21 protein-coding genes are annotated in these 24,375 nt (G+C 43.4%); 10 read left to right on the forward strand and 11 right to left on the reverse strand.

The annotated features are described in order from the left end of the window. The 3 genes from cobO to ung are packed head-to-tail and all read left to right on the forward strand — an operon-like array spanning position 1 to position 2,113. Positions 1-597: a cob(I)yrinic acid a,c-diamide adenosyltransferase gene (cobO, locus tag MHN30_RS00720; RefSeq protein ID WP_045987675.1), complete on the forward strand. Its 597-nt coding sequence runs from the start codon at positions 1-3 to the stop codon at positions 595-597. Further along, the gene (locus MHN30_RS00725) at positions 597-1,448 is read left to right on the forward strand and encodes a cobalamin-binding protein (RefSeq protein ID WP_239356955.1); all 852 of its coding nucleotides are present in this window, start codon (positions 597-599) and stop codon (positions 1,446-1,448) included. Before cobO ends, MHN30_RS00725 begins: the two co-directional genes overlap by 1 nt. After that, positions 1,445-2,113, forward strand: a complete 669-nt coding sequence (gene ung, locus MHN30_RS00730) for a uracil-DNA glycosylase (protein WP_039493728.1) — start codon at positions 1,445-1,447, stop codon at positions 2,111-2,113. The genes MHN30_RS00725 and ung overlap by 4 nt, the downstream gene beginning before the upstream one ends. Before the next feature lie 40 nt (positions 2,114-2,153). On the opposite strand, the gene MHN30_RS00735 is transcribed toward ung, so the two are convergent. Next, positions 2,154-2,345, reverse strand: coding sequence for a DUF3545 family protein (locus tag MHN30_RS00735; RefSeq protein ID WP_010372168.1), 192 nt, complete (start codon positions 2,343-2,345; stop codon positions 2,154-2,156). 406 nt (positions 2,346-2,751) lie between these two features. Then, a complete protein-coding gene (gene tal, locus MHN30_RS00740; protein WP_239356958.1) occupies positions 2,752-3,702 on the reverse strand; it encodes a transaldolase in 951 nt (316 codons plus the stop codon). 272 nt (positions 3,703-3,974) lie between these two features. Between tal and yaaA the strand changes: the two genes are divergently transcribed. Next, positions 3,975-4,751, forward strand: a complete 777-nt coding sequence (yaaA, locus tag MHN30_RS00745) for a peroxide stress protein YaaA (RefSeq protein WP_010606114.1) — start codon at positions 3,975-3,977, stop codon at positions 4,749-4,751. After that, a complete protein-coding gene (locus tag MHN30_RS00750) occupies positions 4,748-5,026 on the forward strand; it encodes a hypothetical protein (RefSeq protein ID WP_130163554.1) in 279 nt (92 codons plus the stop codon). Before yaaA ends, MHN30_RS00750 begins: the two co-directional genes overlap by 4 nt. 9 nt (positions 5,027-5,035) lie before the next feature. On the opposite strand, the gene MHN30_RS00755 is transcribed toward MHN30_RS00750, so the two are convergent. From MHN30_RS00755 to MHN30_RS00775, 5 genes are all read right to left on the reverse strand, one after another. Next, the gene (locus MHN30_RS00755) at positions 5,036-5,821 is read right to left on the reverse strand and encodes a hypothetical protein (RefSeq protein ID WP_069022977.1); all 786 of its coding nucleotides are present in this window, start codon (positions 5,819-5,821) and stop codon (positions 5,036-5,038) included. 59 nt (positions 5,822-5,880) lie between these two features. After that, positions 5,881-7,860: a flavohemoglobin expression-modulating QEGLA motif protein gene (locus MHN30_RS00760; RefSeq protein ID WP_045988952.1), complete on the reverse strand. Its 1,980-nt coding sequence runs from the start codon at positions 7,858-7,860 to the stop codon at positions 5,881-5,883. Next, positions 7,844-8,890 (reverse strand): glutathione synthase, encoded by a 1,047-nt coding sequence (gshB, locus tag MHN30_RS00765; protein WP_010372154.1) that lies wholly within the window; start codon positions 8,888-8,890, stop codon positions 7,844-7,846. The genes MHN30_RS00760 and gshB overlap by 17 nt, the downstream gene beginning before the upstream one ends. Before the next feature lie 147 nt (positions 8,891-9,037). Beyond that, the gene (locus MHN30_RS00770; protein WP_045988951.1) at positions 9,038-10,678 is read right to left on the reverse strand and encodes a methyl-accepting chemotaxis protein; all 1,641 of its coding nucleotides are present in this window, start codon (positions 10,676-10,678) and stop codon (positions 9,038-9,040) included. 214 nt (positions 10,679-10,892) lie between these two features. Beyond that, a complete protein-coding gene (locus MHN30_RS00775) occupies positions 10,893-13,124 on the reverse strand; it encodes a S9 family peptidase (protein ID WP_039493718.1) in 2,232 nt (743 codons plus the stop codon). A 112-nt stretch (positions 13,125-13,236) separates the two neighbouring features. Here MHN30_RS00775 and MHN30_RS00780 point away from each other — a divergent pair, with 112 nt between their 5' ends. Together MHN30_RS00780 and MHN30_RS00785 are read left to right on the forward strand one after the other, a co-directional pair. Next, positions 13,237-13,629, forward strand: coding sequence for an HIT domain-containing protein (locus MHN30_RS00780; protein ID WP_211858344.1), 393 nt, complete (start codon positions 13,237-13,239; stop codon positions 13,627-13,629). A 136-nt stretch (positions 13,630-13,765) separates the two neighbouring features. Next, positions 13,766-14,047 (forward strand): hypothetical protein, encoded by a 282-nt coding sequence (locus MHN30_RS00785; RefSeq protein WP_010606121.1) that lies wholly within the window; start codon positions 13,766-13,768, stop codon positions 14,045-14,047. A 47-nt stretch (positions 14,048-14,094) separates the two neighbouring features. Here MHN30_RS00785 and MHN30_RS00790 read toward each other — a convergent pair whose 3' ends face one another. Further along, positions 14,095-15,795 carry a Zn-dependent hydrolase gene (locus tag MHN30_RS00790; protein ID WP_239356969.1) on the reverse strand — a complete coding sequence of 567 codons (1,701 nt, stop codon included), beginning with the start codon at positions 15,793-15,795 and terminating at the stop codon, positions 14,095-14,097. Positions 15,796-16,188: 393 nt separating this feature from the next. On the opposite strand from MHN30_RS00790, the gene MHN30_RS00795 reads away from it, so the two are divergent. After that, positions 16,189-17,028, forward strand: coding sequence for an HDOD domain-containing protein (locus MHN30_RS00795; protein ID WP_017216375.1), 840 nt, complete (start codon positions 16,189-16,191; stop codon positions 17,026-17,028). A 50-nt stretch (positions 17,029-17,078) separates the two neighbouring features. Here MHN30_RS00795 and MHN30_RS00800 read toward each other — a convergent pair whose 3' ends face one another. The 3 genes from MHN30_RS00800 to MHN30_RS00810 all read right to left on the reverse strand — a co-directional run bounded on the left by MHN30_RS00800 (position 17,079) and on the right by MHN30_RS00810 (position 21,154). Then, positions 17,079-17,951: an EamA family transporter gene (locus MHN30_RS00800; protein WP_239356980.1), complete on the reverse strand. Its 873-nt coding sequence runs from the start codon at positions 17,949-17,951 to the stop codon at positions 17,079-17,081. A gap of 370 nt (positions 17,952-18,321) precedes the next feature. Continuing rightward, the gene (gene rdgC, locus MHN30_RS00805; RefSeq protein ID WP_010606126.1) at positions 18,322-19,236 is read right to left on the reverse strand and encodes a recombination-associated protein RdgC; all 915 of its coding nucleotides are present in this window, start codon (positions 19,234-19,236) and stop codon (positions 18,322-18,324) included. Positions 19,237-19,393: 157 nt separating this feature from the next. Continuing rightward, entirely contained in the window at positions 19,394-21,154 is a 1,761-nt protein-coding gene (locus tag MHN30_RS00810; protein WP_010372128.1) for a HAMP domain-containing sensor histidine kinase, read from the reverse strand. Positions 21,155-21,352: 198 nt separating this feature from the next. Here MHN30_RS00810 and MHN30_RS00815 point away from each other — a divergent pair, with 198 nt between their 5' ends. Both MHN30_RS00815 and thrA read left to right on the forward strand, forming a co-directional pair. Then, positions 21,353-21,718, forward strand: a complete 366-nt coding sequence (locus MHN30_RS00815; RefSeq protein ID WP_239356995.1) for a response regulator — start codon at positions 21,353-21,355, stop codon at positions 21,716-21,718. A 240-nt stretch (positions 21,719-21,958) separates the two neighbouring features. Then, a complete protein-coding gene (thrA, locus tag MHN30_RS00820) occupies positions 21,959-24,373 on the forward strand; it encodes a bifunctional aspartate kinase/homoserine dehydrogenase I (protein ID WP_239357701.1) in 2,415 nt (804 codons plus the stop codon). Positions 24,374-24,375: the final 2 nt, after the last annotated feature.

The following is a 24,375-nucleotide window of genomic DNA, read 5'->3' on the forward strand; positions in this document are numbered from 1 at the left end:
ATGAGCGAACAACAAGATAAGCATCAGCAACGACAGCAAAAAGTAAAACAACAAGTCGATGAAAAAATTGCCGCAGCGCAGCAAGAGCAGGGCATTTTACAAGTGATCACAGGTAACGGTAAAGGTAAGTCAACATCTGGTTTTGGCACCGTTGCACGCTGTGTCGGTCATGGTATGAACGCTGCGGTTGTACAATTTATTAAAGGAACCTGGGATTGCGGTGAACGCAATTTGCTCGAAAAAGTCGGCGTGCCATTTGCTGTCATGAAAACGGGCTTTACATGGGAAACGCAAAACCGTGAAACTGACACTGCTGCTGCGCAGGCGACGTGGCAGCAAGCAAAAGTATGGCTACAAGATGAAAGCATCGATTTGGTATTGCTTGACGAAATTACGTATATGTTGAGCTATGACTATCTAGATTTGGACGAAGTCATAACGGCGCTAGAAAACCGTCCTACCATGCAATCAGTGATTGTAACTGGGCGCGGTGCACATCGACGCCTGACCGAGCTTGCAGATACCGTGAGCGAAGTGCGTAATGTGAAGCATGCGTTTGAGGCCGGCATTAAGGCGCAAAAAGGGTTTGACTACTGATGCTAAAATTCGCCTTATTTATTGTTCTAGGTTTTGCCTTTAGCGTTAGTGCTAAGCCCGCAGAGCGGATCATCGCGCTTGCGCCTCATATTGTCGAAAATCTTTATGCAATAGGAGCTGGGGAGCGGGTTGTAGGCACGGTAGCCTATGCAGATTATCCAGAATCAGCCAAGCAACTGCCTCAAGTTGGTGACTATCAAGGCATTTCGGTTGAGAAAATTTTGGCACTTAAGCCTGATCTTATCATTGCGTGGAAAAATGCAAGTCACGTTCCTATGCTTGAAAAGCTCGAAAGCTTTGGTGTTGAGGTGATTTATAGTGAAGCGAAATATCTCGATAAACTACCCGAGGAGTTGCTACGCCTAGGTAAAATTACTGGCTTTGGAGCCCAAGCTCAGCAACAGGCTGATTTATTTACTAAACGTTTAAATGAGCTAAAAGCCCAGTATACACAAAGCGCTAGCTTAGCTGTATTTTATCAATTGTGGCCATCACCGCTAATGACAGTGGGAGGCGAAAGTTGGTTACAGCAAGTATTTACTGTGTGTAATGTGAAAAATGTTTTTGCCGACGCCACCACGGACTATCCGCAAATTAGCATTGAGAATGTTCTGTTGAAATCACCACAAGTGATTGTGATCCCAGAAGAAAAGACTAAACAAGAAGTTAAGTCAATTGCATGGCAGCAATGGCCGTCGATCCCTGCGGTAAAGCACCAACAAACTATTTCGGTGGATGCCGATCTGCTCCATCGTTATAGCTATCGTATGCTCGAGGGAATATCGGATTTATGTGGTAAACTCGACGTTTCTCGAAGCCATTATAATATGATGAAAAAAGGTGAAGCATGACAACGTGGAGTGACGTGTTAGGTCAGGAAAAACAACAAGATTACTTTAAACAAACCATGGATTACGTGGCAGAGCGTCGTGCTCAAGGTATAAATGTGTTTCCGCCCCATGAACAGGTATTTGACGCGTTCAAAGTCACGCCTTTTGATCAGGTTAAAGTGGTGATTTTAGGGCAAGATCCCTACCACGGACCCAATCAAGCTCATGGTCTATGTTTCTCTGTGTTGCCAGGGATTAAGCCGCCGCCGTCGTTAAATAATATGTATAAAGAGTTGGTGCAGGATATTGACGGCTTTCGCATACCTAATCACGGCTACCTAATTGACTGGGCTAAACAGGGCGTACTACTGTTAAATACGGTGTTGACGGTAGAACAAGGCCAAGCCCATTCACATAAGCATTTGGGCTGGGAGCGCTTTACAGATGTAGTGATTGAAAGGCTTAATGCCCACAGCGAAGGTGTGATTTTCTTACTCTGGGGCTCACACGCCCAGAAAAAGGGTAAAAGCATAGATACAAACCGTCACCATGTTTTACACGCACCACACCCTTCGCCGCTCTCAGCACATCGCGGCTTTTTTGGTAGTGGCCATTTCAGTAAAACTAATCAGCTGCTCACCCAAATGGGTAAGCAGCCAATCGATTGGCGATTGGCCGAGCTATAGCAGATAAAAACCAAAAAGAGCGCCGTGAAGGGCGCTCTTTTTAGTTAAAATCAAATTCGTCTAAATCAACACTGTCTGCGAAAATATCCAATTCCTGTAGTTCTTTGCGTAGTCGCTGTTTATCTTTTAGCGCTTCAATTTCACGCCATTTTCTTTTTTTGCCCTTAGATGAAGTTTTTTTCCTAGTATCCGGACTTTCTAATAATTCTAATAACTCGTCTAGGGTATCCATGAAAATCTCCTATTGATAAAAACAACCTAAAGTGGCATTTGCTTTGGCTGTTGTTAGCACTACAACTGCAATGACACCGTTGATTTCTTCATACTATTTGGCAAACCTCAATATGAGGAACCGATAAAAGTCTGATAGCTAAAGTACGCTACAAACAACCCCGCGTTGCTTGCTTTTTGTACCAAAACCAGAAAGTAGCGGCATCAATTTTCACTTCAAGTGATATTGATATACCACAGACGGGATAAAAATAAAACACAATTGTGTCTTTTGGGTTAAAAGCAAGTGACAGTTTGATGAAGGTCAACTCGGGTGATATCTAGGAGGTGTTCAGAAGGGGTTGTATTGAGAGCGATAACAAAAACGCCGCAATATGCGGCGTTTCGAAATCGAATGTTTAAGGCACTTACAGTGCTTTAAAGCGTGCGACTAATGTTTCTTGTGCATCGGCAAATGAGCGAATACCTTCAGCAAGCTTTTCTGTAGCCATTGCGTCTTGGTTATGTAACCAACGGAACTCACTTTCGCTAAGCGCAGCAGGTTTTGCTTTAGGCGTAAAGTCAGCCTCAAGTAGGTAATCTTCGTTTGCAGGCATTGCAGCAAGCTCTTCTAATAGAGAAGGGCTAATCGTGAGCTTATCGCAACCCGTTAGGGCTAGAATTTCACCTGTATTTCTGAAGCTGGCGCCCATTACAACGGTTTTATAACCGTGCTGTTTATAGAATTCAAAAATACTACGAACAGATTGTACACCCGGATCTTGTAGTGGGTCAGTTGGTTTTTCTAGGCCGTTGGCAACGTGCCAATCTAGAATACGCCCAACAAATGGTGAGATTAAAAATACGTTTGCGTCGGCACATGCACGTGCTTGCGCTTCGCTAAATAGCAACGTTAGGTTACACTTAACACCTTCTTTTTCCAGTGCTTCAGCGGCTTTAATACCTTCCCAAGTCGATGCAATCTTAATCAAGATTTTGTCTTTGCTTACGCCTTGCGCTTCATATAAATTTAATAGCGTTTTTGCTTTTGCGATAGTTGCTTCGGTATCAAAAGATAAACGTGCGTCTACTTCGGTTGAGATATATCCCGGCACAGAGTTTGCGATTTCTTTACCAATCACAACGGCAAAATAGTCACAAGCAAGCGCTAATTGCTTTTCAGCGTCACTTTCATTGGCTTTGGCATAATCCCAAGCTTCTGTTAGATAAGGCTGATAAGCAGGCGTCTCTGCCGCTTTAAGTAAAAGAGAAGGGTTAGTTGTTGCATCCTCAGGCTGTAGCTTGCGGATGGCTTCAATGTCACCGGTGTCAGCGACGATTGATGAATGTTGTTTTAGCCTATCTAATGCTGAAGTCATGTGTTCCTCATTCCAATATTGATAACAGCGAAGTGATATTAGACGCCTTATGTTGCAACACCATTAAATAGCTGAATAGGTCATATGTCCGTATCGGGCGACATATCACACTCGTTATTTAGGGTTATTGTTATATAAGGTCGAGTTGTAAAGCGAAGCTGTACTTTAACAGCGAATTGCTTAAACCCAAGTGAAAGCGGACAAACACTTGAAGTTACTTGGGGATAGTGTTGAAATTGACATTAATTACTAGCTAAGTCAATAGGCAAACCATGATCACAGTTATCTCTCCAGCGAAAAACCTAGACTATGAAACACCCGCACCAACCAAGATGCACACACAGCCAGAGCTGCTGGAGCATAGCGAGTCACTTATTCAAGTTTGTCGCGATTTATCACCACAGCAGATCGGTAGCTTAATGAAGATAAGCGACAAGCTCGCTGGCTTAAATGCGGCAAGGTTTGCCGAGTGGTCAGAGCCTTTTACACAAGACAATGCTAAACAAGCTATTTTTGCTTTTAATGGCGATGTGTATGTCGGTTTAGAAGCACAAAGCCTAACTGAGGCTAATTTAAATTATGCGCAAAATCATTTACGTATCTTATCTGGGCTGTATGGCATCCTAAAACCACTTGACTTAATGCAGGCCTATCGTTTAGAAATGGGTACAAAGTTAAGTAACCCGCGTGGCAAAAACCTGTATGAGTTTTGGGGCACGATTATCGCTGAAAAACTGAATAAGGTCATGGAAGGGGCACAAACACAATACTTGGTAAACTTAGCTTCAAATGAGTACTTTAAAGCGGTAGATAAGAAAGCGCTGAAAGGCGACATTATCACTCCTATCTTTAAAGATTGTAAAAATGGTCAATACAAAGTCATCAGTTTTTACGCGAAAAAAGCGCGCGGTATGATGGCAAGGTATATCATTGAGAACCAAGTATCGGATTTGGAAAGCCTGAAAGCGTTTGATATTGCAGGATACCGCTTTAGTGAAGAAGCAACGCAAAAGGCCCAAGAACCGGTGTTTTTGAGAGCAGAACAATGACAACAAAATTATGGGTAGCAGCAGTGTTCGCCGCTGTGTTTGTTAGCGGCTGTAGTGGACATTTTACAACTAGAGTCAGCAATGTGCCGGTCGATTGCGAAGGTGATTCACGTTCGTGTTCTATGAGCTGTCGCAGAGATTACTCAGATCCGATGCAAGTACAAAACTGTGAGGACAGGTGTTTCCAACAGCAAAATCAATGTCGAGTGGATAGACCAACAGAAGATAAATGGGAAATTACGGACGAAAAACCGACTTATCCCGCTTCCTTCTAATTCACTACGCTACGCGCCTTTGGGTAAGCTCATATAGGCGCGTACAACTCTGTCTCTAAATGCTAAATCCGCTGCTTTTTCGGCAGCTCTGTAAAGTTGGCAAAACCCCTCGGGCTTTCCTGTCTGCAATAAGATGTCATCTAAAGCATCGATGCCAGTTAGGGTCTGCTGCCAGCGAGATACTAGGTTAGTGTCAGGCTCTGGCAGCTGACAGAGGATTTGCTCAGATAACCTAAACTCACTGTTGGTAGCGACTTTGATCATATCGTCATTGGCCGCAGCTAACCAAGTAGCGCCTTTTGCGTTGACACAAATTAACGGTAAATAAGGCGCGATGGCTGGAAAGGCTGTGTTTTTAAACACCTCCACTTGCCAGTAAGCGCGAGCAATCTTCACAAACTGCTCGAAATTAGTGATGGCTGAAAAGCCTGATTGTGCGATGGGTTTGATTTCAACTCTGGGTTTGTTTGCATTCACCGTATCGTTTGCGGTATCTATATACCAATCTCCCACCAACATCGCATTTTGAAAGTACTCATCGCGTAGCGAACCCCATACTTTTTTGAGCTCGGCATTCTCTTTAAGCATGTAATTTCTGAGCACAGATAAACGTTCTGAATTTTGCTTGAGCTCCGTGGTGACGAGTTTAAACATTTCATCGCGAATTTCTAGGCAGCGACCAAGCGGGTAGGGTTTATCTGAAAAATAACTGTACTTTGGTGCAAGCGCAAGATCGGCTTTGAGACGAAGGTTTGCCAGCTCAAAAGCGAGTAAATCTATTTCCTGTTGTGTCAAAACAAAGCCACTGGGTAGATACTAGATGGCACTAGTATAACCACAGTGGCGAATTTGGCCTATTTAATTGAAGAAATTAAATAACTTAGGATTGCATCTGGCTTAGGATCTCGGCTCGTATCCGGCAGATATTTAGGCCTTGTGAATATACCTTGCTCTACTAACGCGTCCAGTGCATCTAAGTGCGCAATGCCCGTTTTACCGAGATATAAATTATCTAAGCTGCGGGTATTGGCAAGCTGCACTATGTCTTTAAAGCCTTTTAAGTAGAGGTGATCTTTAGTAAATCCGCCACCACGGAAGATACGCGTGGTCAGCGCAAAGGCTTCATTGACGTTTAATACACCTGAGTCAGCCAAAAATTCATACACTTGATAGAATTTGTCGCCTTTAAGCAGCATGTTGACCGCAATCACCCTGAGCGCCAATACTTTCAATCGTGTCAAATTTATTTGCCCAGATTGATACTCACGATAGATGGCAAGGCCTTCTTGAGTATAGGTATTGCCAGGTAAACCTAAGTGCAGCACTTTAAGTTGCTGGGCGTCAGCATTTAAGGTCGTGAGCAAGTGCACGCCAATTTCATGCTCTATCAAGGCATTGATATCAAGCTCAGATAGCATCGCACTGCTATTTACAAGCAGAAGACGTTTACTATTGTCGACCATTGCTTTGGCAACAAGTTTGCTTGATATAGCGACCTTACAAGGTAAGCCCATGGTCTCAATCGCTTGATTAAAACGTACTAGGGCCTGCTCGGCTGTAATGTCTTTTTTTGGCAAGGTTTCGGTTTCGCGCGCGTGCAGCAAGAAGGTCGCATTATTTATATCGTTGTAATCCGGCTCACCATAATAGCGTAGCGAGTTATACAAAAAGGCTTCGCGACCAATTTGGGTGATCAGTTCGATTTTTGTGGCGTAGCTGTCGATCACTTTACGATATAAATCTTTTACGATCGGATCTTGGATTTTTCCAACGGGCAAGCGATAGAGTTGCTCTTTAAACTCATACGGGTCAATTTTCAGCGGGCGATATTTAAACGCAGGTTGATAATGACGTTTCGAGAAAAAGCGACGTTTCTCTTGTGCGATATTACTTGGGTTAACGTAATGCAGCGTTTCAAGGTTTCTGGCTATGCGGTATAGCGCTGAGTCCACGTTAATCAGCGCAGGGTCAAGCTGCGACGTTGATTTTGCTTTGCGAAGTGGCTTATAGCAGTGATTTTTAGCAAATGTTTTTGCCGTTTTACTCAAAGCAACATGCATGTTGCGCTGTAGTTTTTCAAACACCACAGGGAATAATTCGCCACTGTTTTCGTCCATAAAGACTTTTTTGACTTCCAGCGGTACCACTAAGGTGTTATCAAAGTGGCTGGTAATATATTGCGCTTGATAACCATGGCCCTGAAAGACGGTATTTTCAGCACAATCCACCAGCTGGCCTGCCAGTTTTTTCAGTCCTAGCTGCTTTTTCAGCTCATCTAATACGGCGCGAAAACGCAAGGTATCAAGTTGTGCAGTGCCAATATTAAAGGTTGGTGCATAAGGGTAGCTACGAATTTGATAATTATAGCTGTGCACATCAAATAGCAAGCAGGCACCAAACTTACGCTCAAGCGTGGTTAACAGTGCACTGAGCACACGGTAATAGGCTGCATGCTTTGACAAGCTAACATCTATGTCTGCATTTGGTAGCGCTTGGCTCCACACTTGTTTACCCCATGCTTCTTTGTATATCGCAAGCTCTGGCGCACGGTTAAGATCGTATTCGTAACGTGAGTCACGCGCGATAAGCGTGATGGGTAATGATTCAATCATGCCGTCGGTAAACGGATCTTCCTCTTGTAAACGCTCAGCATCGCTAATGGCGAACAAGCCTTTTAGGCTAGCACGGGTGCGGTGGCCTGCGTGTACAGCAGTGGCGACATAAGGCACGTATTCCCTCACTTCGAGGTGAAAAGCACCTTCAGCAAATTGTCCACTGATGGGTTTGCCGGCTTCAAGCGCGGCAATGATGGCTTGTTCAGATAGCATGAGCATCTTCTATTACTTGACGGAATTGGTTTTTGCGATGCGTTACTAGCTCTTTGGCGTGCACCACACTCTCTACAAAATCGATAACTTGCACTTGCAGCTTACAGCGGTTTAAACGGTTAATACGGGTTATCCCACCAGGCGAGAGTACGTTAACTTCGATAAGCTTGCCGCCTATCACGTCAATGCCAACAAAATACAAACCATCACGCACAAGCTTAGGACCGATGTGCTTACATAGCGCTTTTTCTTGGTTAGTGAGTTTGTGTTTCACCACTTTGCCACCGGCATGTACGTTGGCACGTACTTCATTTGCTGCAGGCACACGTTTCATGGCACCAATCGGTTCGCCGTTAAGCATTAGGATGCGAACATCACCCTCGTCGGCACCTTCAACATAGTCTTGTAAAATGACGTAGTTGCTGCCTTTGCCAGCCTCGTCGCCACCAATATAAAACTCAAGGAGTGAGCTAAAGCTTTGCTTCGCGCGTTTCTCAACGACGATAACACCGCGACCGCCAAAGCCATCAAGTGGCTTTAAGATCATTTTCTCTTGCTCTGACTCAGAGAATATACGCTCTAAATACTCTTTGTTTTTAGATACATGCGTATTTGGTATAAATTCTCTCGCGATGCCTTGGAAGGATGCCGTGTATAGCTTGTTATTAGCAATGCGCAGGCCATCAATGTCGTTGATGATGAAAGTATCATCACGAACAGAGTCTAAAAAGTTCATCGCTAAGGTATCAAGCGGCGGATTAGCGCGCATAAATATTGCGTCAAAACCTGCCAAAGGAAGCTGTACTTTTTTAAACTCAGCTTTGTTGTAAAAGCTCACGAAGTTATCAGATACTTTTTGGCCCGCAACAAATACATCACAGAAGGCACTAGCAACACTTTCGCGAATAGTGAGGTTGTTTACGGTGGTGATGGCAACGACGTGACCGCGCGATACGGCTTCGTGGATAAGTCTTAGCGTGCTGTCGTTTTCAGCTTCTACACGCTCCCAAGGGTACATAATAAAACAGATTTTCACGGGCTATTTTTGCTCAGCAAATAAATTGGCAATATAGCGGTAAAATAGCTAAGACGCTCACGGATTATTTTTATCGACAAGATAAGGAATATCAATCATATATTGGGCAAGAAGCAGAGCACTGACAGGTGCTCTGCAAGGTGGATATCATACTCTAAAGCGGTTAACTATGTCACTCAATTCGTGACTTGCTCGTGTTAGTTGCTCACTGGTGTTGTTGAGTGAATGTGTGGTATCCAAAGAGTGATGGGTGGAGTCAGAAAGCTGAGCTATTCGCTCATTAACTTCTTGTGCTGCAAGACTTTGCTCGTCGGTGGCTTTGGCGATGTGGGTACTCATATCCGAGATAGCGTCAATAAGGCGCTCAATTTCGGTTAATGCGTTATCGGCAAGCTGTACCTGTTCAACCGTTTGCTCCGAGATTTGTTGGCTAATTTTAACTGCTGCTACGGCCTGCTGCGCTTCTTTTTGCAGTCGCTCGATCATGTTGTGGATTTCATCTGTGCTTTGACCTGTACGACTTGCAAGGGTGCGTACTTCATCTGCAACTACGGCAAAGCCTCGTCCTTGTTCACCTGCTCGAGCGGCTTCTATTGCCGCGTTTAATGCAAGTAAATTGGTTTGCTCCGCAATACCTCGAATAACATCGAGCACCGACCCTATATGCTGACTCTCTTGCGCAAGACTCGTTGTGGTCACGCTCACAGATTGAATTTGCTCTGACAGTTTTTTAATGGCGGCGATGGTTTGAGAAATAGTTTGTTTGCCTTTTTCACTGTAATTGCGCGCGTCTGCGGCGGAATGCTCTGCAGTGTCTGCATTGCTACTGATCTCACGAACTTGCATGGTCATTTGTTCGGCAGCCGTGGCGACTTGGCGGCTATTGTCATTTTGCGACTCAATAAATGCCAAGTTTTCTTCGCCAGCCGCTTTTACCTGATTGGCCAAAGTTTCAACTTCTTTGGCGTTATGGGCCACTGTCGCGATGGAATGACGCATCTTCTCAGTATACAAGTTGAAATATTTGGCAAGCGCGGTTATCTCATCTTTGCCGCTTTCGTCGAGTTGTCGAGTCAAATCGCCTTCGCCTTGAGCGATATCTTTCATCATGTCTTTGGCTTGTTGAATGGGGGTGATGATGCTCTTACCTATGATTGCACTAAATGGGAATAGCAAAATAATAAGCACCGCCATCTCAATTAATAGCAAATTTCGAATGTGTGCAAACTCAGCTTCGATAGTGTCGAGGTACACACCGGAGCCGATGATCCAACCCCAAGGTGTAAACGCTTTGACGTAAGATATTTTTTCGACAGGAGCTTCTTTACCGGGCTTTGGCCACAGGTAGGGAACAAATCCCGCACCACTTTTTTCTGCCACTTGTACCATTTCAACGAATAAGCGCTTGCCGGTGGGATCTTTTGATTGGCTGAGATCTTTGCCGTTGAGCTCGCTTTTAAATGGGTGCATCACCATTTTTGGGTGATAGTCGTTGATCCAAAAGTAATTATTACCTTCGTATCGTAAAGCGGCAACGGCATCAAGGGCTGCGGATTTCGCTTGCGCCTCTGGGAGTTTCCCAGATACATATTGTTGATGAAAGTAAGCCACTAAACTATAGGTATTTTCAACAAGGTTTTGAGTTTTATGATATTGCTGCTTTTCGAGAGCATCATACTGTTGCGATAAGCTTACTGCGCTTTGAAGGATAACGCCGATAATAACGACAATGATAAGTAACGCGAGGCGCTGGAAAATGGTGAGATTTCGAAAAAACTGTTTGGACATAACGCAATCCTTATGTCGTTTTTATTATTGAAAGTAGAAGCGCAAACGCCTCATCAATTCATACTAATTAATCTTAGTAGTAATAACTTGAGATAGAACAATAAATTCAGTTTTTCTTAGTCTAGAAGAATAAACAATTAGACCAATGGACTAGAACTAAATGTAGAGAAAATAAGAAGCGCCAGCTCATAGGAAGCTAGGCGCTATTAAGTGTTTACTTAGCTTCAACCTCAAAATGACGATTAAAGAAGTCAGTAATGGTTTGATGCAAGTGGGTTTGTACTTTTTTGCCACGTAAGCTGTGCTTCGAGCCTGGATAAGTCATCATTTCAAATGGCTTAACCTCGTCCTGCAACTGCTTAAATAGTTTCGTTGCATGGGTAAATAGTACGTTATCGTCCGCCATACCGTGATAAATCATCAGCGGGCCTTTTAGTCCATCAGCATAAGGGAACACCGCGCTTTGCTCATAGCCCTTAGCATTTGTATCTGGGTGACCCAAGTAACGCTCAGTGTAATGCGTGTCATATAGAGCCCAATCTGTTACTGGCGCACCAGAGACACCAGCTTTAAAGTAGTCGCCTGCTTTAAACATTGTCATCAGCGCCATGTAACCACCATAGCTGTGACCATAAATACCAATACGCTCAGGGTCGACGTACTCTAGTGTACGTAAGAACTCAACGCCTTTAATTTGGTCAGCCACTTCCACTACACCTAAGTGCTTGTAGATTGGATCTTCAAACTTTTTACCACGGTTGTATGAACCTCGGTTATCTAATTGGAAAATCACATAGCCTTGTTGTGCAAGATATTGGAAATACAAGTTTTTGCTACGCCAGCTGTTGGTCACGCGTTGTGCATGAGGTCCGCCATACACGTTCACAATAACCGGATATTTCTTACCGTTTTCAAGCTTTGCTGGCTTAAATAAGCGGTAATACATGGTTTGACCATCTTCCGCTTTAAGCGTGCCATATTCTGGCGTAGCTAGATTGCTCAAATAAGGCGTTAACGGATGTTCGTTATTCAGCGCATTTTCTTCAAGCCAAGTCACAAAGTCACCATTCACTTTTCGTAACGCAACGGCTGGTGGACGGTTTACAGAAGAGCTTTTATCGATAAAGGTGCGGTTATCTTTCGCCAGTACGACACTATGATAGCTGCCTTTTTCGGTAATACGTTTTGCATCACCATCTTTAAAAAGTGGTACGCTGTATAGGTGGCTTTCAAGCGGTGTGTCTTTGCGGCCGGAGAAGTATACGATACCTTTTTTCTCATCGATGCCCTGAAGGCTTTCAACAATCCAATCGCCTTTAGTAATTTGGCGGACAAGTTGGCCATTGGTTCTGTACAGGTAAAGGTGTTTAAAGCCATCGCGCTCAGATGCCCAAACGAAATGCTTTTTGTCCTTTAAGAATTCAAGGTCAAAGTGTAGGTTAATCCAAGTATCACTGGTTTCGGTCAGGGCAACCTGCTGTTTTTTGCTTTTAGTATCGTAAAAGCGCAGTTCCAGTTTTTGCTGTGAGCGATTTTGCCACTGGTATGACAATGTTTTGTTGTCTTTTAACCAATTTGCACGGGCAATATAGATATCTTTATCGTCGCCTAAATCAATCCAATCCACCTTTTGGTCATTGATCTTTACAACACCCAGTTCAATTTCAACGTTAGCAGTACCAGTATATGGATAGCGTTGATTGAATAACTTGACCTCTTCGGCATAGATTTCGTTACGAATGGCTTCTTGAACAGGGCTTTCATCAATGCGTGTGAAGGCGATTTGTTGCTCATCACCCGACCACCAATAGCCCGTCATACGGCTCATCTCTTCTTGAGCAACGAACTCAGCCATGCCGTTTTTAATTACGCCACCGCCGTCTTTAGTTAATTGCGTTTCTTTACCCGATTTAAGGTCAATGGCATAGAGGTTTTGCTCACGAATAAAAGAAACAAAGTTACCTTTTGGTGAGAAGCGAGCGTCGGTTTCGAATGCTTCCGTTTCCGTTAGTTTCTTGCTCTTACCAGAAGCGATTTCATAGTAGTACAAGTCGCCATTGAGTGGGAAAAGTAGCGCTTTGCCATCTTTTGACCATTTGTATTCTAAAATACCACGGCCAAAAATACGTTGACGCTCACGACGTGCTTTTTCTTCATCTGAGAGGTTCTCTGGGCCAGAAAATAGCGCCGCAGAATCTACCAACAAGCGGTTGGTATTGTCTTTTAGATTGTATTCCCAAAGGTCGTAACGGTTATAGTCTTCTTTTTTACCTTGAAGATAAGTAACACGAGAACCGTCAGGAGAAAATTGCAGTTTTACAGGCGCTTTACCTGAAAGAGACGGGTCGTCAAAAAGTCGCTCTAGCGTTAGTTGCTCTGCGCTAACGGTGACAGAGGCAAGCGCTAACGGAAGGGCGATGGTGTAGTGTTTAATGCGAGAGTGCACGGTAGCCACCTTGTTATATTTTTAAAGTCTGATCGGATGGTAATGAAGCCGCTTTGCAATAGCAACAAATTCGGATAGAGTGCCGAGTAAATAGGATTTAAAGAAGTTCACTATGTCATTTGAATTAGCTAAAGAATTACAACGAGACTGTATCTTAATTACCGAGTGGCCGCTGTGTAGCGTGTTGTTAATGAACGATGTTCAGTACCCTTGGTTTATCTTAGTACCTAGGGTTGTGGGCGCGAAAGAAATTATTGATTTACCTGAGTCGCAGCAAGTTCAATTTTGGCAAGAATCGGCTAAGCTGAGTCGTTTGTTACAAGACACCTTTACCCCAGATAAATTAAATGTGGCTGCGCTTGGTAATATGGTGCCGCAACTACATGTGCACCACATTGCACGATTTAAAACCGATATTGCATGGCCAAAACCGGTTTGGGGACTCTATCCAGCAAAACCCTATAGTGATGAGGAAGTTGAGCAGCTAAAAGCGAGTTTTGCTTAAAGCCTCAAAAAGGCCATGAGACTGAAAACACATCAAGCGCTTTACAAACTTTTTAGCTCTACGTGTTTTGTGTTTATATCTGGAACTGTTATAACTGAAATTGACTTTTGCCGTTTTAAATCAAGGAGTACGCGATATGAATAAAAGTTTAGTTGTTATTTTGGCAGTATCATTATTATCCGCCTGTAAGGCGACTGTGCCAGAGCCTTATCAAAAAGATCGTGAACCAGAATCCAGAACTGAATATAGTGGTGTGGAAGGGTTGGCGCAGCAACAGCAAGATCAAAATTATCTGATGCGCAAAGAGCTACAAGACAAATGCGATGATGCGAAAGTAAATTTAGCGATTGCTAAATCTGACAAAGCTACAAAAGCCATCAAAAAACACCAAAGAGAAATCAAAGATTATTGTATCTAGGATTAATTACACCATGGTAGTAAGCACTACCATGGTGTGCTCGGTAATTACAGTCCTAGCACCTGCTTACCTTGCTTAAAGGTAACATCAACAGGAATGTTCGCTTTGGAAAGCTTATCTAGATCTTTTTGTAGTTCCGCTTTGATATCGCCGTGTGTTGCGATCAGTTGGTCTACTTTTTGATAGTCGCCGTCACCTTGTAGCGTTAGGATAAGGTTAGACAGTTTCTCCATCGCTGCGCCCATCTTTTCCATATTCACTTGATATAAACCATCCGTGTTCTTAGAAAACGCGCCTTCTTCTTTAAAGAAGTTAAAGCGGATCATGTTTGCTTTACCGTGCGCACTGGATGCGCCAAAACGTACTGAGCGGAAGATACCAGCCATAAAGGTGATGTAGTAATCCTCAAGCGTACCTTCGGTGATCTCGCCTTTTTTAAGTAGTTGCTCAACCATATATAGGCCTAGGATATCTGCTTTGCCTTCTTCAAGCGCACTGGCGTGTTCTTGCAGTGATTGGCGCACAGTACCTTTACCTGTAATGGTATTTTTAATGCCTAGACCATGGGCCACCTCATGGAACATGGTATTAGCAAAGAAAGCATCAAAGGTGATGTGCTTACGTTGCTCAGGGACGATAAGTTGATCAGCAATTGGTACTAAGATCTTATCGAATTTTGCGCGCATGGCGTTTTTAAGCTGTAGGCGACGTGTACCTTTTTGGAGTTGCACTTCTTCGTCATTTGGCAGGTTAATCGCAATGGTTTTACTACCCGCGTTTGAATGGCCTGCATAATAAATGACGTCATATGCATTTAGGTCAGCATCAGATCCAGGCACTTCTTGCTTGTATTTATCATCAACAGGCAAGCCAGTTTGTAGCTCAGGTAAGAAAGCAGCAAATTTAGCGAGACGCTCACTCCACGCCAAATCTTTAACCAGAACGTAAGATTCAAAAGCGGCGCGATAGCCAAATAGCTGGTCTTCATAGGTTTCAATTGGGCCAATCACCACATCAATTGGGTTATTCTTCATGTCCATCCAAGCGAAATCAGACGCTTGGTAGCTATTATTGACTAATGCATCTGCGCGCAAGTTTAAGTAGTTTGCAAACTCTTTGTCTTGTGCCAGTTTACTTGCTTGGCGTAAAAGCTCTGCGGCTTTATCCAATTCTGCTTTATACGCGGATGAGTAAGAAGTGCTGTATAGCTTGCCGCTTTCATCGCGGCGGATAACAGAATACAGTCCTGTTTTATCTTTTACATCGGCGTTATTTAGCTCGTCTTTGGTGATGTCGCTTGGATAAAATTCTGCACCCAGTGCTTTTTCTTCAAAGCCAGAAAGAAAAACTTGGTCGCCATTTAAACGATCCCAAGGCCCATAGTTAATGTCCGCGAATTGGCGTACTTTTTCGTCTGAGATTTTGCTTAGGAATGTTGCTTTGTCTTCGCCGAACGCTTGCTGCCAAAATAAATCATCCATAATAACCGAAGCGTCGATGAGTAAAGCTAACATCTTTTTCTGGTTATCGTTTAAGTGACTCAAGTCTGTTTCGAGTGTTACTGGGGTATAAATATCTAGCCGATCTTGAGATGCATTAACTAGCTTATAGCCTGATTGTTTAGTATCAACTTGTGCTTGCTCAGTTTGTGCACTAGGTTTCTCTGAAGAGGTTGATGGCTCAGAGCAGCCAGTTAGGGTGAGACCTGTTGCAAGCGCGATTGCAACTGAAATCATAGAGTGTTTCATAATGCTCCCTTGTTGTCTTAATTATGTGGCGATCACCTTACACGATTTTGTATCACAATACTTAGTTAACTTAGGTTGGCGTGTGATACGCAAGCCGCTGTTAACGTGAAAGGTCATCATTTGTGTCCAGCTGTGGGTCATTTTCAGTATTTTTGCGGCAAAGTTTGCCACAATACACCGCATGCTATGAATTCTAACTTGCTAATTATTGAGGGTATATAAATAAAATATTATTTTTTTAGATTTTCTTAACTTTATCCGAAAGTTAGACAATACTTACGTCATAGATACTAAAAATCAGCAGTGTGACCTCCAGCAAGCAAGTGCTTACTTTTGCCATAAGCTTACGCTTGTAGTCGGGTCTTTTATTCAGTTATTAAGGGATTTGGTTTCATGTCTACAGAAAATGCTTTGCTCACAATTCTAACTGACAGAATTAATAACGACACCTTGGTATTGCCGACATTACCTGAAATCGCAGTGCGAGTTAGGCAAGCGGCAGATGACCCTGAAATTAACTTGATGCAGATGGCAGATGTTATTTCTCACGACCCGGCCCTTGCAGCACGTATGATCAAAGTTGCCAACAGCGCTTTTATGGGCCGTTCGGTGAAGGTAAACACCTTAAACCAAGCTGTAACTCGTATCGGTCTCAGACAAATCAAGAATATAGCGACTGCAATGGCGATGGAGCAGCTATTTGTTTCTAATAACAAGCTTATCAAGACTTACATGGACAAAGCTTGGCAGAAAACGCTAAAAGTTGCTTGCCAAGCGATAACAACGATGGATTTTTATCTTCGCGTCAATAAGCATACGTCGCTTAACAAAGATACAATCACTTTGGCTTCTTTGGTGTTTAATATCGGTGTTTTACCGATTTTGACGGAGGCCGAACGTCACCCTGAAGTGTTTGCCAATCCAAGCTTTTTGGCTCATGCCATCCAGAAATTAGGCGGCAAAATTGGGGGGGCAATAATGCGAGAGTGGGAATTCACCGATGAGTTTGTTGAAGTCGCAGAAAGCTGGGCAAATCCAAATTATCGGCCTGAACATGTTTGTTATGTCGACTTTATTCGTGTTGGTGCAATTGTAGAAGGTATTTTGCAGGTGTCGGATAAGTCTGCAGCGCTAAAACAGTATGAAGAAAAAGGGGTAATAAGAGAGGTGAATATGTTTGCTGATGACACTTATTTGAATGTACTCGAAGACGTTAAAACAATGTTTGCTTAGCGCCTTTTGCTTACTGTGAATACAAAGACCTCTGTTGAGGTCTTTGGCGTTTAGGGCATAGCCTCAGCCCGGGGCTTTCTAAATATTCTGCTTATCCGAGCACCTGTAACTGAAATCGTTAAGCCACATAAAATAAAACCACCCCCAACGGCTTCCATTAACATCAATTGCTCATTGAGTAATAGTGCTGAACCTACAATGCCGACAATAGGGATTAATAAAGCAAAAGGCGTCACTGCCGCGGCCTTGTGATTTTTAAGTAGCCAACCCCATATTGCGAATGCAATTAGTGTCGAGATATAACCCACATAGGCAATGGATAGCCAAGACTGTGTTGTAGTGTTTAGTAGTAAGGTCAATGGGGCATCAGTTTCAATAAAATAAGACAGTGTAAAAAGTGGCAATGGCGGCACTAGGCTTACCCAGACAATAAAGTGGAGTAAATTAACGTCTTGCAGGCGCTTCATAATGAGATTTGAAAACGACCAAAATAATGCTGCGAATAGAATGAGCACCGCGCCCAATATTGTCGTTGACCCAGACGAGTTGATAAAAAACAAACTAAAGCCAAACGTTGCAATGCTAATCCCCACCACTTGAAAGCGATCCATGGTTTCCTTTAACAACAAAACACTTAGCAAAACCGTGAAAATGACTTGGGCTTGTAGCAGCAAAGAAGCAATGCCGGCTGATGCATTTGACTCCATCGCAATAAACAGCAAGCTAAACTTAAGCACACCTAAAAACAGCCCAACACCGAGTACGTTCCATACCGACGTTTTAGGAAAAGGAATAAAGAATACTGCAGGGATCGCGACTACCAAAAAACGCAAGCCTGAGAATAAAATAGGAGGCAACTCTGCTAGGCCAAATTTAATGACCGAAAAGTTAAGCCCCCAAATTATCACTACTATTAAAGCCAATGAAATGCTTTTTACATTCACGCGCGTCAAACTCCGTTTAATTGTACGAGTTACCGTTTTCGGGTATCGGACTACTGGCGTAAATTGTCTTCGATACCTGAAATTCAGGTTAGCAAAGCGTTACTGCCAAAGCCGAATTGCTATCATGCCATTGACGAGTAAATAAAGCGCGACAAATGCGTTGGTTAGTGCAAATAAAGTGGCGAGTCAGTAACTATACGCTCGTACTTGAGTGCGTGTAATCCGTTCGCTATTGGCGCAAAGTGACCTTGTGAAGATAAAGTATTGAGCAGGATTAAGAAAAATTGATAGCCATATCCGCTATCAATTTTTCGTACCCAGAGGCCAACAGGCCCTAGGTGATACTAAATTAAGACTCTAGGCCTTCGTCGTCACCAAGACCTTTGGTTAGATCTTCTAACAACTCTTTGATTTCTTCCGATACCAAAATAAAGTCAGCATCAAGTTTAACGGCTAGATCTTCTTTAGGGATATCCGCATTTTGGTCTTTAAGTGCTTCTGCATAGCTTAAACGCTTTAATGTGCCATCGTTTTGTAAAACGAACTTCACGCGCTCACGCCAATCTAACGCGAGTTTAGTCACACGTTTACCATTTTCTAGGTGCGTTTTGATTTCGTCTGATGAAAGGTCATGTTGTTTTAACTTTACCTGAGCGCCGTTGTCGTCTGGCTCTTGCAACTCAGCATCGGTGCCTATTGCAAAGCCTTCAGGTGCACTAAACTCGGTGAGCCAGTGTGTTAGCTGTAAGTCTAAATCATAGTTTGCAAAAGCAGGTACAACAGGAAGCGTGCCCAGAGACTTACGCAGTAGTGCAAGTAGTTCTTCCGCTTTATTGAAGCTGGCACTATTTACAATCACCCAACCTGATTTTTGGTCGATAAAAGCAAATTGCAGGCTCGATTTTTTGAACGCTTGAGGCAATAAAGTGGCTAGGATATTTTCTTTAATATCGTCTTTTTCTTTTTTCTTTACTGGACGATTTTCTTGTTGCTCTATTTGCTCAATTTTTTCGGCGACCATTTCATTGACTACGGCTGCAGGAAGCACTTTTTCTTCACGCTTAGCACAAACTAAGATACTGTCTTGAGAAAAATGTGAAAGCATCTGACCATGTTTACCGAAGGCTTTTGTCCAGCCAAAAGTGGTCATGTCTTGGCTACCACAAGGACGAAAAATATCCTGCTCGAGTGCTTTTTCGAAATCTTCTTGTGCGTAAGTTACATCTTGTTTGAATTTGTAGCAGATTAAGTTACTGAACCACATAGAAATATGCCCGTCTGGAATAAAATTGCGGTCATCATAACAAAAAGGTCACGGCTTGTATTCCACTAGATGATGTTTGGTGGTGGGGGATATATCTTGCGCCAATACGCCACTTTGCAGCTTGGCGTATTGGACGGTTGTCGTGTTCTAAACTTGGTTAGCTAAACATCGCCATTGGTTTTTGTAAGTCTTTTGGGAAGCTGATGTAGTAGGTGAGGCCTTTGCCTTCTTCACTATTTACTTCGATATCCCCATTCAAAGTTTGTTTTACGAGGTTTAGGGTAATATGGGTACCAAGCCCACTGCCACCTTGATCGCGTTTGGTCGTAAAGAAGGGGTCAAACAACCGGTCTAGTTGGGCCTTACTTACGCCCTTACCGTTGTCTTTGTAGACGATATTAACCATACCATTGTCTTCTTTAATCTTAATATCTATTTGTCCTTGGTCTTGATTTTCAAAACCATGGATCAAAGAGTTCATGATAAGGTTAGTGAATATTTGGCTAATTGCCCCAGCTGGTAAATTTAGCGTCATGTCTTCAGGGCATTCAACATTCACTTGATGATGAGTTTTCTTCAATTTTGGATGTAATGAGCGGATCACTTCACCAAGGTATTGCTTCAGGTTAATGGTACGAACCGCTTCACTGGCCTGATCGACTGCAATTTGTTTAAAGCTTGCGACAAGTTCCGATGCACGGTCTAAATTGGTGGTAAGTAGGCTAGCACTTTGCTTTGCTTCGCTAATGAATTCTTCTAACGCTTTTGGTGATAAGGTTTTTCCGTTGTACGCCGCCTCAAGCTGATCTAAACGTTCCTGTAAAAACGACGTCGCAGTCACGCCGATACCAACGGGCGTATTAATATCGTGCGTAATACCGGCAACGAGACCACCAAGTGCCGCCATTTTTTCAGAGCCCACTAGGCGCTCTTGTGCCATGTTCAGCTCATCTACGTACTTCTCAAGTTCTTTTTGTTTCGTTAATAGTTCTTCTTCTGTTTGTTTTCTTAAATCAATCTCTTCTGTGAGCGTTAACTTCTGCTTTTCTAATTCATATTTTTGTTGCTGAAGATCCATCATCGCTTGGCTCAGGTTTGAGGTCTTACGTGCAACTTCTTGTTCCAACTGAATGTTATGTTGATCAAGTTTTTCATTGCTGATCAAAAGCTCTTTTTGAGTTTGATCGAGTTTTTTACGATATTCAGAGACCTTATCAATCAGCTTATTGAATGCCTCTTCCATGATCTTTAGTTCATTGCGCTCTTTTGCGCCGATATCTATTTTATGGCCATCAACGTTGTCGACCTCAAAGTCTTCAATTTGCTCGGTGAGGTCGCTTAATGGCTCGGTAAGTAGCTTTCTGAAGGCAATTAAAAACAGAATAATCAAGAATGTTGTCTTGATCATCGCATTACCTATCAAAAAGTAGATAGAAATCATAATGCGACTAAAGACGACTTCTCGGCTAGAAAACAATGTTACATCACCGACTTGTGTTGCACGTCCCGAAAATTCAAAAATCAACGGAAATGTATAACCAAATAAACCAGAGGGCGTATCTTCGATTATTGCTTCTTCTTGAACAAGCTGTTGGCTATATAGCTCGTGGATATCTAGTGAGCGGCCAAGCTGCGAAATAATCTCACCGCTGTCATCACGTACAATAATTCCTTCGATCATGGGGATCGCAAGTAGCCCCTCAGCCGTAGTAACGGTCTGCTTCGTATTGAGTTCCCAAATGGCACGGGTCAAACTGCGGCTAAAGGTTTTTTGCAGCATGGTAAGTTCATTGCGAATATAGTCTTTGGTATTGACGTATTCAGCAACGATTTGACCACATGTGACGACAAAGGTTAGAAGGAAGTAAACCGACAGCACATTGGTGAGCAATTTTTTTGAGAGGCTTTTTTGCAGCATGAATTAAGCTGAGCTCCTACGGTAAGTTCATCGCCTTTGTATAATCTGTTTTTAAAGTTAGCCAATAAATGGTTAAAAATAAATAATTATCTTCATTAATTATGCTTTTTAGCGCCTTACCTAGGAAAGTTTAATGTGTTATAAGATAGCGATATCCAGTGACCGTTTTATTAACGATAGTACAAGACTGACCACTTTATGAGTTATTCCGTCTTAGTTTGCGATGATTCGGCTGTCGCCCGTAAACAAGTCATTAAAAACTTACAGAGCAAATTAGACCTGACCTTGCACCAAGCACAGAATGGCCAGCAGGCGATTGATTTATTGAGAACTCAGCAAATAGATTTATTGTGCCTGGATTTAACCATGCCAATACTTGATGGGATTGCTGTGTTAGAGGCAATAAAAGCACACCGAATTGAATGTTTCGTGGTGGTTATTTCGGCAGATGTTCAGGCCAAGATGAAAGAAAGAGTAGCAAATTTGGGGGCGTTAGGGTTTTTAGAAAAACCGGTTAAAGCAGAGCAGTTATTAGAATTACTGCACCAGTTTGGTATCCGATAACTTATCTATGCAAATTACAAATGTCACTATTAGAAATTTGCATAATCTATTTTGCTCTTTCGTATTGACAGCGCGGCTAAACTTCAGGCACTCTAAAATTATGAAAACGAATATTATCACTACGACCATTATTACAACCACCATCCTAACGGGATAGTGGCATAGGTCAGTGCGAGTTTGAAAAAGGCCTGTGTTCACTAAGAACACAGGCCTTTTTTGTTTTTGGAATGAGGAAAAATGATGCGAGTACTAAAGTTTGGAGGGTCTTCCCTCAAAGATTTTGCCTGTTTACAAAGAGTCAGAGAGCTAGTTAAAGACCATGGCCAACAACAAGCGCTTATCGTGCTGTCGGCTCCCGGTGGCATGACAGATCAGCTCGTTGAGCTTGCTGATTTGGCTGGACGAGGAGAAGCGTTTGACTCCCAGTGGCAGTCATTTACTTCCCGCAGCCAAGGCTTATACGATGAAGTACAAGCGGTGTACGGTGGTGTTGTAGGCTGGCCTGACTTTGAATTACTTAAGAATAAATTAGATGGGGCCAAGTTACTGGGACACTGCCCAGATCAAGCAAGAGCCTATGTTATTAGTTTTGGTGAACGCATTAGCGTTGCGCTGATGGACACTATGCTGCAATCAGACTCAGTGGCGCTCAATGCTGACGCTTGTGTAAAAACGCAGGGCGGGTATCTTGATGCCGAGGTTGACCTTAAGCTAAGTAAGCTATGTTTTGCAGAATTAGTGCGTGCCCAAGCGTCGCGTTTTTATATCATGGCAGGATTTACGGGAAGCAATGAAGCGGGCGAGCTGACAACACTTGGTCGCAATGGTTCTGACTACTCTGCGGCAGTCGCTGCTGCGTGTCTTGAAGCCGAAATCTGCCAAATCTGGACTGACGTTGATGGTGTCTACAGTGCAGATCCTCGCCTAATAAAGAAAGCGACTAAGGTTGACGTGCTATCTTATAAAGAAGCGATGGAGCTATCTTATTTTGGCGCTAAAGTGTTGCACCCAAAAACAATCTTACCTTGCGCCAAAGCAGATGTGCCTTGTGAAATTAAAAATACTCATGACCCAGAAGTGCCGGGTTCACTGATTTGTGCTCAAGGCGGTGGCGAGGCTCCGGTAAAAGCGCTTTCGAGTCTTGATAAACTGGCTATGTTGACCGTGGCAGGACCTGGGATGAAAGGCAAGGTTGGCATGGCTGCTCGGGTCTTTTCCGCACTGGCAGCAGATAATGTATCCATCGTACTTATTACGCAATCTTCTTGTGAATTCAGCATCAGTTTTTGTGTCCATGAGCAAGACTTAACACTTGCGCTGGTTGCGCTTGAACAGGCGTTTGAGCTTGAAACGCAAGCTGGCTTAATTGACCCAATTGAAGTGCAACGTAACCTTGCTATCGTTACTTTGGTTGGCGACAACATGAAAGCGCACAAAGGTCTTGCGGCCAAATTCTTTGCGTCACTTGCACAGGCTCAGGTGAATATTGTTGCCATCGCGCAGGACTCAACGGAGAGTTCTATTTCGGCGGTGGTTGACGGTGAACTTTGCCAAGATGCAGTAAAAGTGTGTCACGAAAACTTCTTCACGCACGTGCCATCCATCGATGTTTTCTTGATTGGCTGCGGTCTAGTGGGTCAAGAATTAATGAAGCAGTTTCATAAGCAGCAAGTATGGCTTGAAAAACGCAATATCCGTTTGAATCTCTATGGCATTGCAAACTCAAGTAAGTGTTACTTAGACCCAGAAGGCGTACCGTTTGATAACTGGGAGCTGGCGCTTGAGAAAGCGGAGTCGGGCTTTGATTTACAACAGGTGAGTCAGTTTGTTCGACAAAATCATTTAATTAACCCTGTGATTGTCGATTGTAGTGCGGCTCAATTCGTTGCCGATGGCTATTTAGACTTTCTTAATGCGGGCTTTCACGTCGTTGCGGCCAACAAAAAAGCCAATACTGGCAGCTATGAGTATTATCAGTCACTGCAGCAGGCTGCACTTGCTAAGCGCCGTCACTTTCTATACGAAACCAACGTTGGCGCCGGACTCCCTGTATTAGACAACCTTAAATTGCTGTTTGGCGCAGGAGATGAATTGCTTTCATTCAGTGGTATTTTGTCTGGCTCGCTATCGTATATCTTCGGCGTATTGTCGGATGGTTTATCGCTATCGGAAGCGACAGAGAAAGCTAAACAAAGTGGTTTTACAGAGCCAGATCCGCGCGATGACTTATCTGGTACGGATGTCGCGCGTAAACTGCTTATCATTGCCCGTGAATCGGGACTGCCGTTGGAGCTCAGTGATATTGAAGTTGAATCAGTATTACCTGAAGGGTTTGCTGAGGGCGCCAGTGTTGATGAATTTATGGCGCAATTACCGCAATTAGATGATGCTTTCGCAGCGCGTATTGCTGCGGCAAAAGCACAAGGCCAAGTGCTACGCTATGTCGGTTCAATCGTTGACGGTAAATGCCGCGTTGGCATTGAAGCGGTAGATAAAGAGCACGCTCTGTACGATATTCGCGATGGTGAAAACGCACTGGCTATTTTAAGCCAATATTATCAACCAAAGCCTTTTGTGATCAGAGGTTATGGCGCGGGCGCAGAAGTAACCTCTGCTGGCGTATTTGCTGATATCCTAAAAACACTGTCGAGGTAGGA

The sequence above is a fragment of the Pseudoalteromonas sp. OF7H-1 genome, assembly GCF_022347825.1.
GTDB classification, from domain to species: Bacteria; Pseudomonadota; Gammaproteobacteria; order Enterobacterales; family Alteromonadaceae; genus Pseudoalteromonas; species Pseudoalteromonas maricaloris.

Bases quoted from the DNA above. Each gene is read 5' to 3' on its own strand.
- cobO (WP_045987675.1), top strand. From the start codon at position 1: ATGAGCGAACAACAAGATAAGCATCAGCAACGACAGCAAAAAGTAAAA.
- MHN30_RS00725 (WP_239356955.1), top strand. From the start codon at position 597: ATGCTAAAATTCGCCTTATTTATTGTTCTAGGTTTTGCCTTTAGCGTT.
- ung (WP_039493728.1), top strand. From the start codon at position 1,445: ATGACAACGTGGAGTGACGTGTTAGGTCAGGAAAAACAACAAGATTAC.
- MHN30_RS00735 (WP_010372168.1), bottom strand. From the start codon at position 2,345: ATGGATACCCTAGACGAGTTATTAGAATTATTAGAAAGTCCGGATACT.
- tal (WP_239356958.1), bottom strand. From the start codon at position 3,702: ATGACTTCAGCATTAGATAGGCTAAAACAACATTCATCAATCGTCGCT.
- yaaA (WP_010606114.1), top strand. From the start codon at position 3,975: ATGATCACAGTTATCTCTCCAGCGAAAAACCTAGACTATGAAACACCC.
- MHN30_RS00750 (WP_130163554.1), top strand. From the start codon at position 4,748: ATGACAACAAAATTATGGGTAGCAGCAGTGTTCGCCGCTGTGTTTGTT.
- MHN30_RS00760 (WP_045988952.1), bottom strand. From the start codon at position 7,860: ATGCTCATGCTATCTGAACAAGCCATCATTGCCGCGCTTGAAGCCGGC.
- MHN30_RS00770 (WP_045988951.1), bottom strand. From the start codon at position 10,678: ATGTCCAAACAGTTTTTTCGAAATCTCACCATTTTCCAGCGCCTCGCG.
- MHN30_RS00780 (WP_211858344.1), top strand. From the start codon at position 13,237: ATGTCATTTGAATTAGCTAAAGAATTACAACGAGACTGTATCTTAATT.
- MHN30_RS00785 (WP_010606121.1), top strand. From the start codon at position 13,766: ATGAATAAAAGTTTAGTTGTTATTTTGGCAGTATCATTATTATCCGCC.
- MHN30_RS00790 (WP_239356969.1), bottom strand. From the start codon at position 15,795: ATGAAACACTCTATGATTTCAGTTGCAATCGCGCTTGCAACAGGTCTC.
- MHN30_RS00795 (WP_017216375.1), top strand. From the start codon at position 16,189: ATGTCTACAGAAAATGCTTTGCTCACAATTCTAACTGACAGAATTAAT.
- rdgC (WP_010606126.1), bottom strand. From the start codon at position 19,236: ATGTGGTTCAGTAACTTAATCTGCTACAAATTCAAACAAGATGTAACT.
- MHN30_RS00810 (WP_010372128.1), bottom strand. From the start codon at position 21,154: ATGCTGCAAAAAAGCCTCTCAAAAAAATTGCTCACCAATGTGCTGTCG.
- MHN30_RS00815 (WP_239356995.1), top strand. From the start codon at position 21,353: ATGAGTTATTCCGTCTTAGTTTGCGATGATTCGGCTGTCGCCCGTAAA.
- thrA (WP_239357701.1), top strand. From the start codon at position 21,959: ATGCGAGTACTAAAGTTTGGAGGGTCTTCCCTCAAAGATTTTGCCTGT.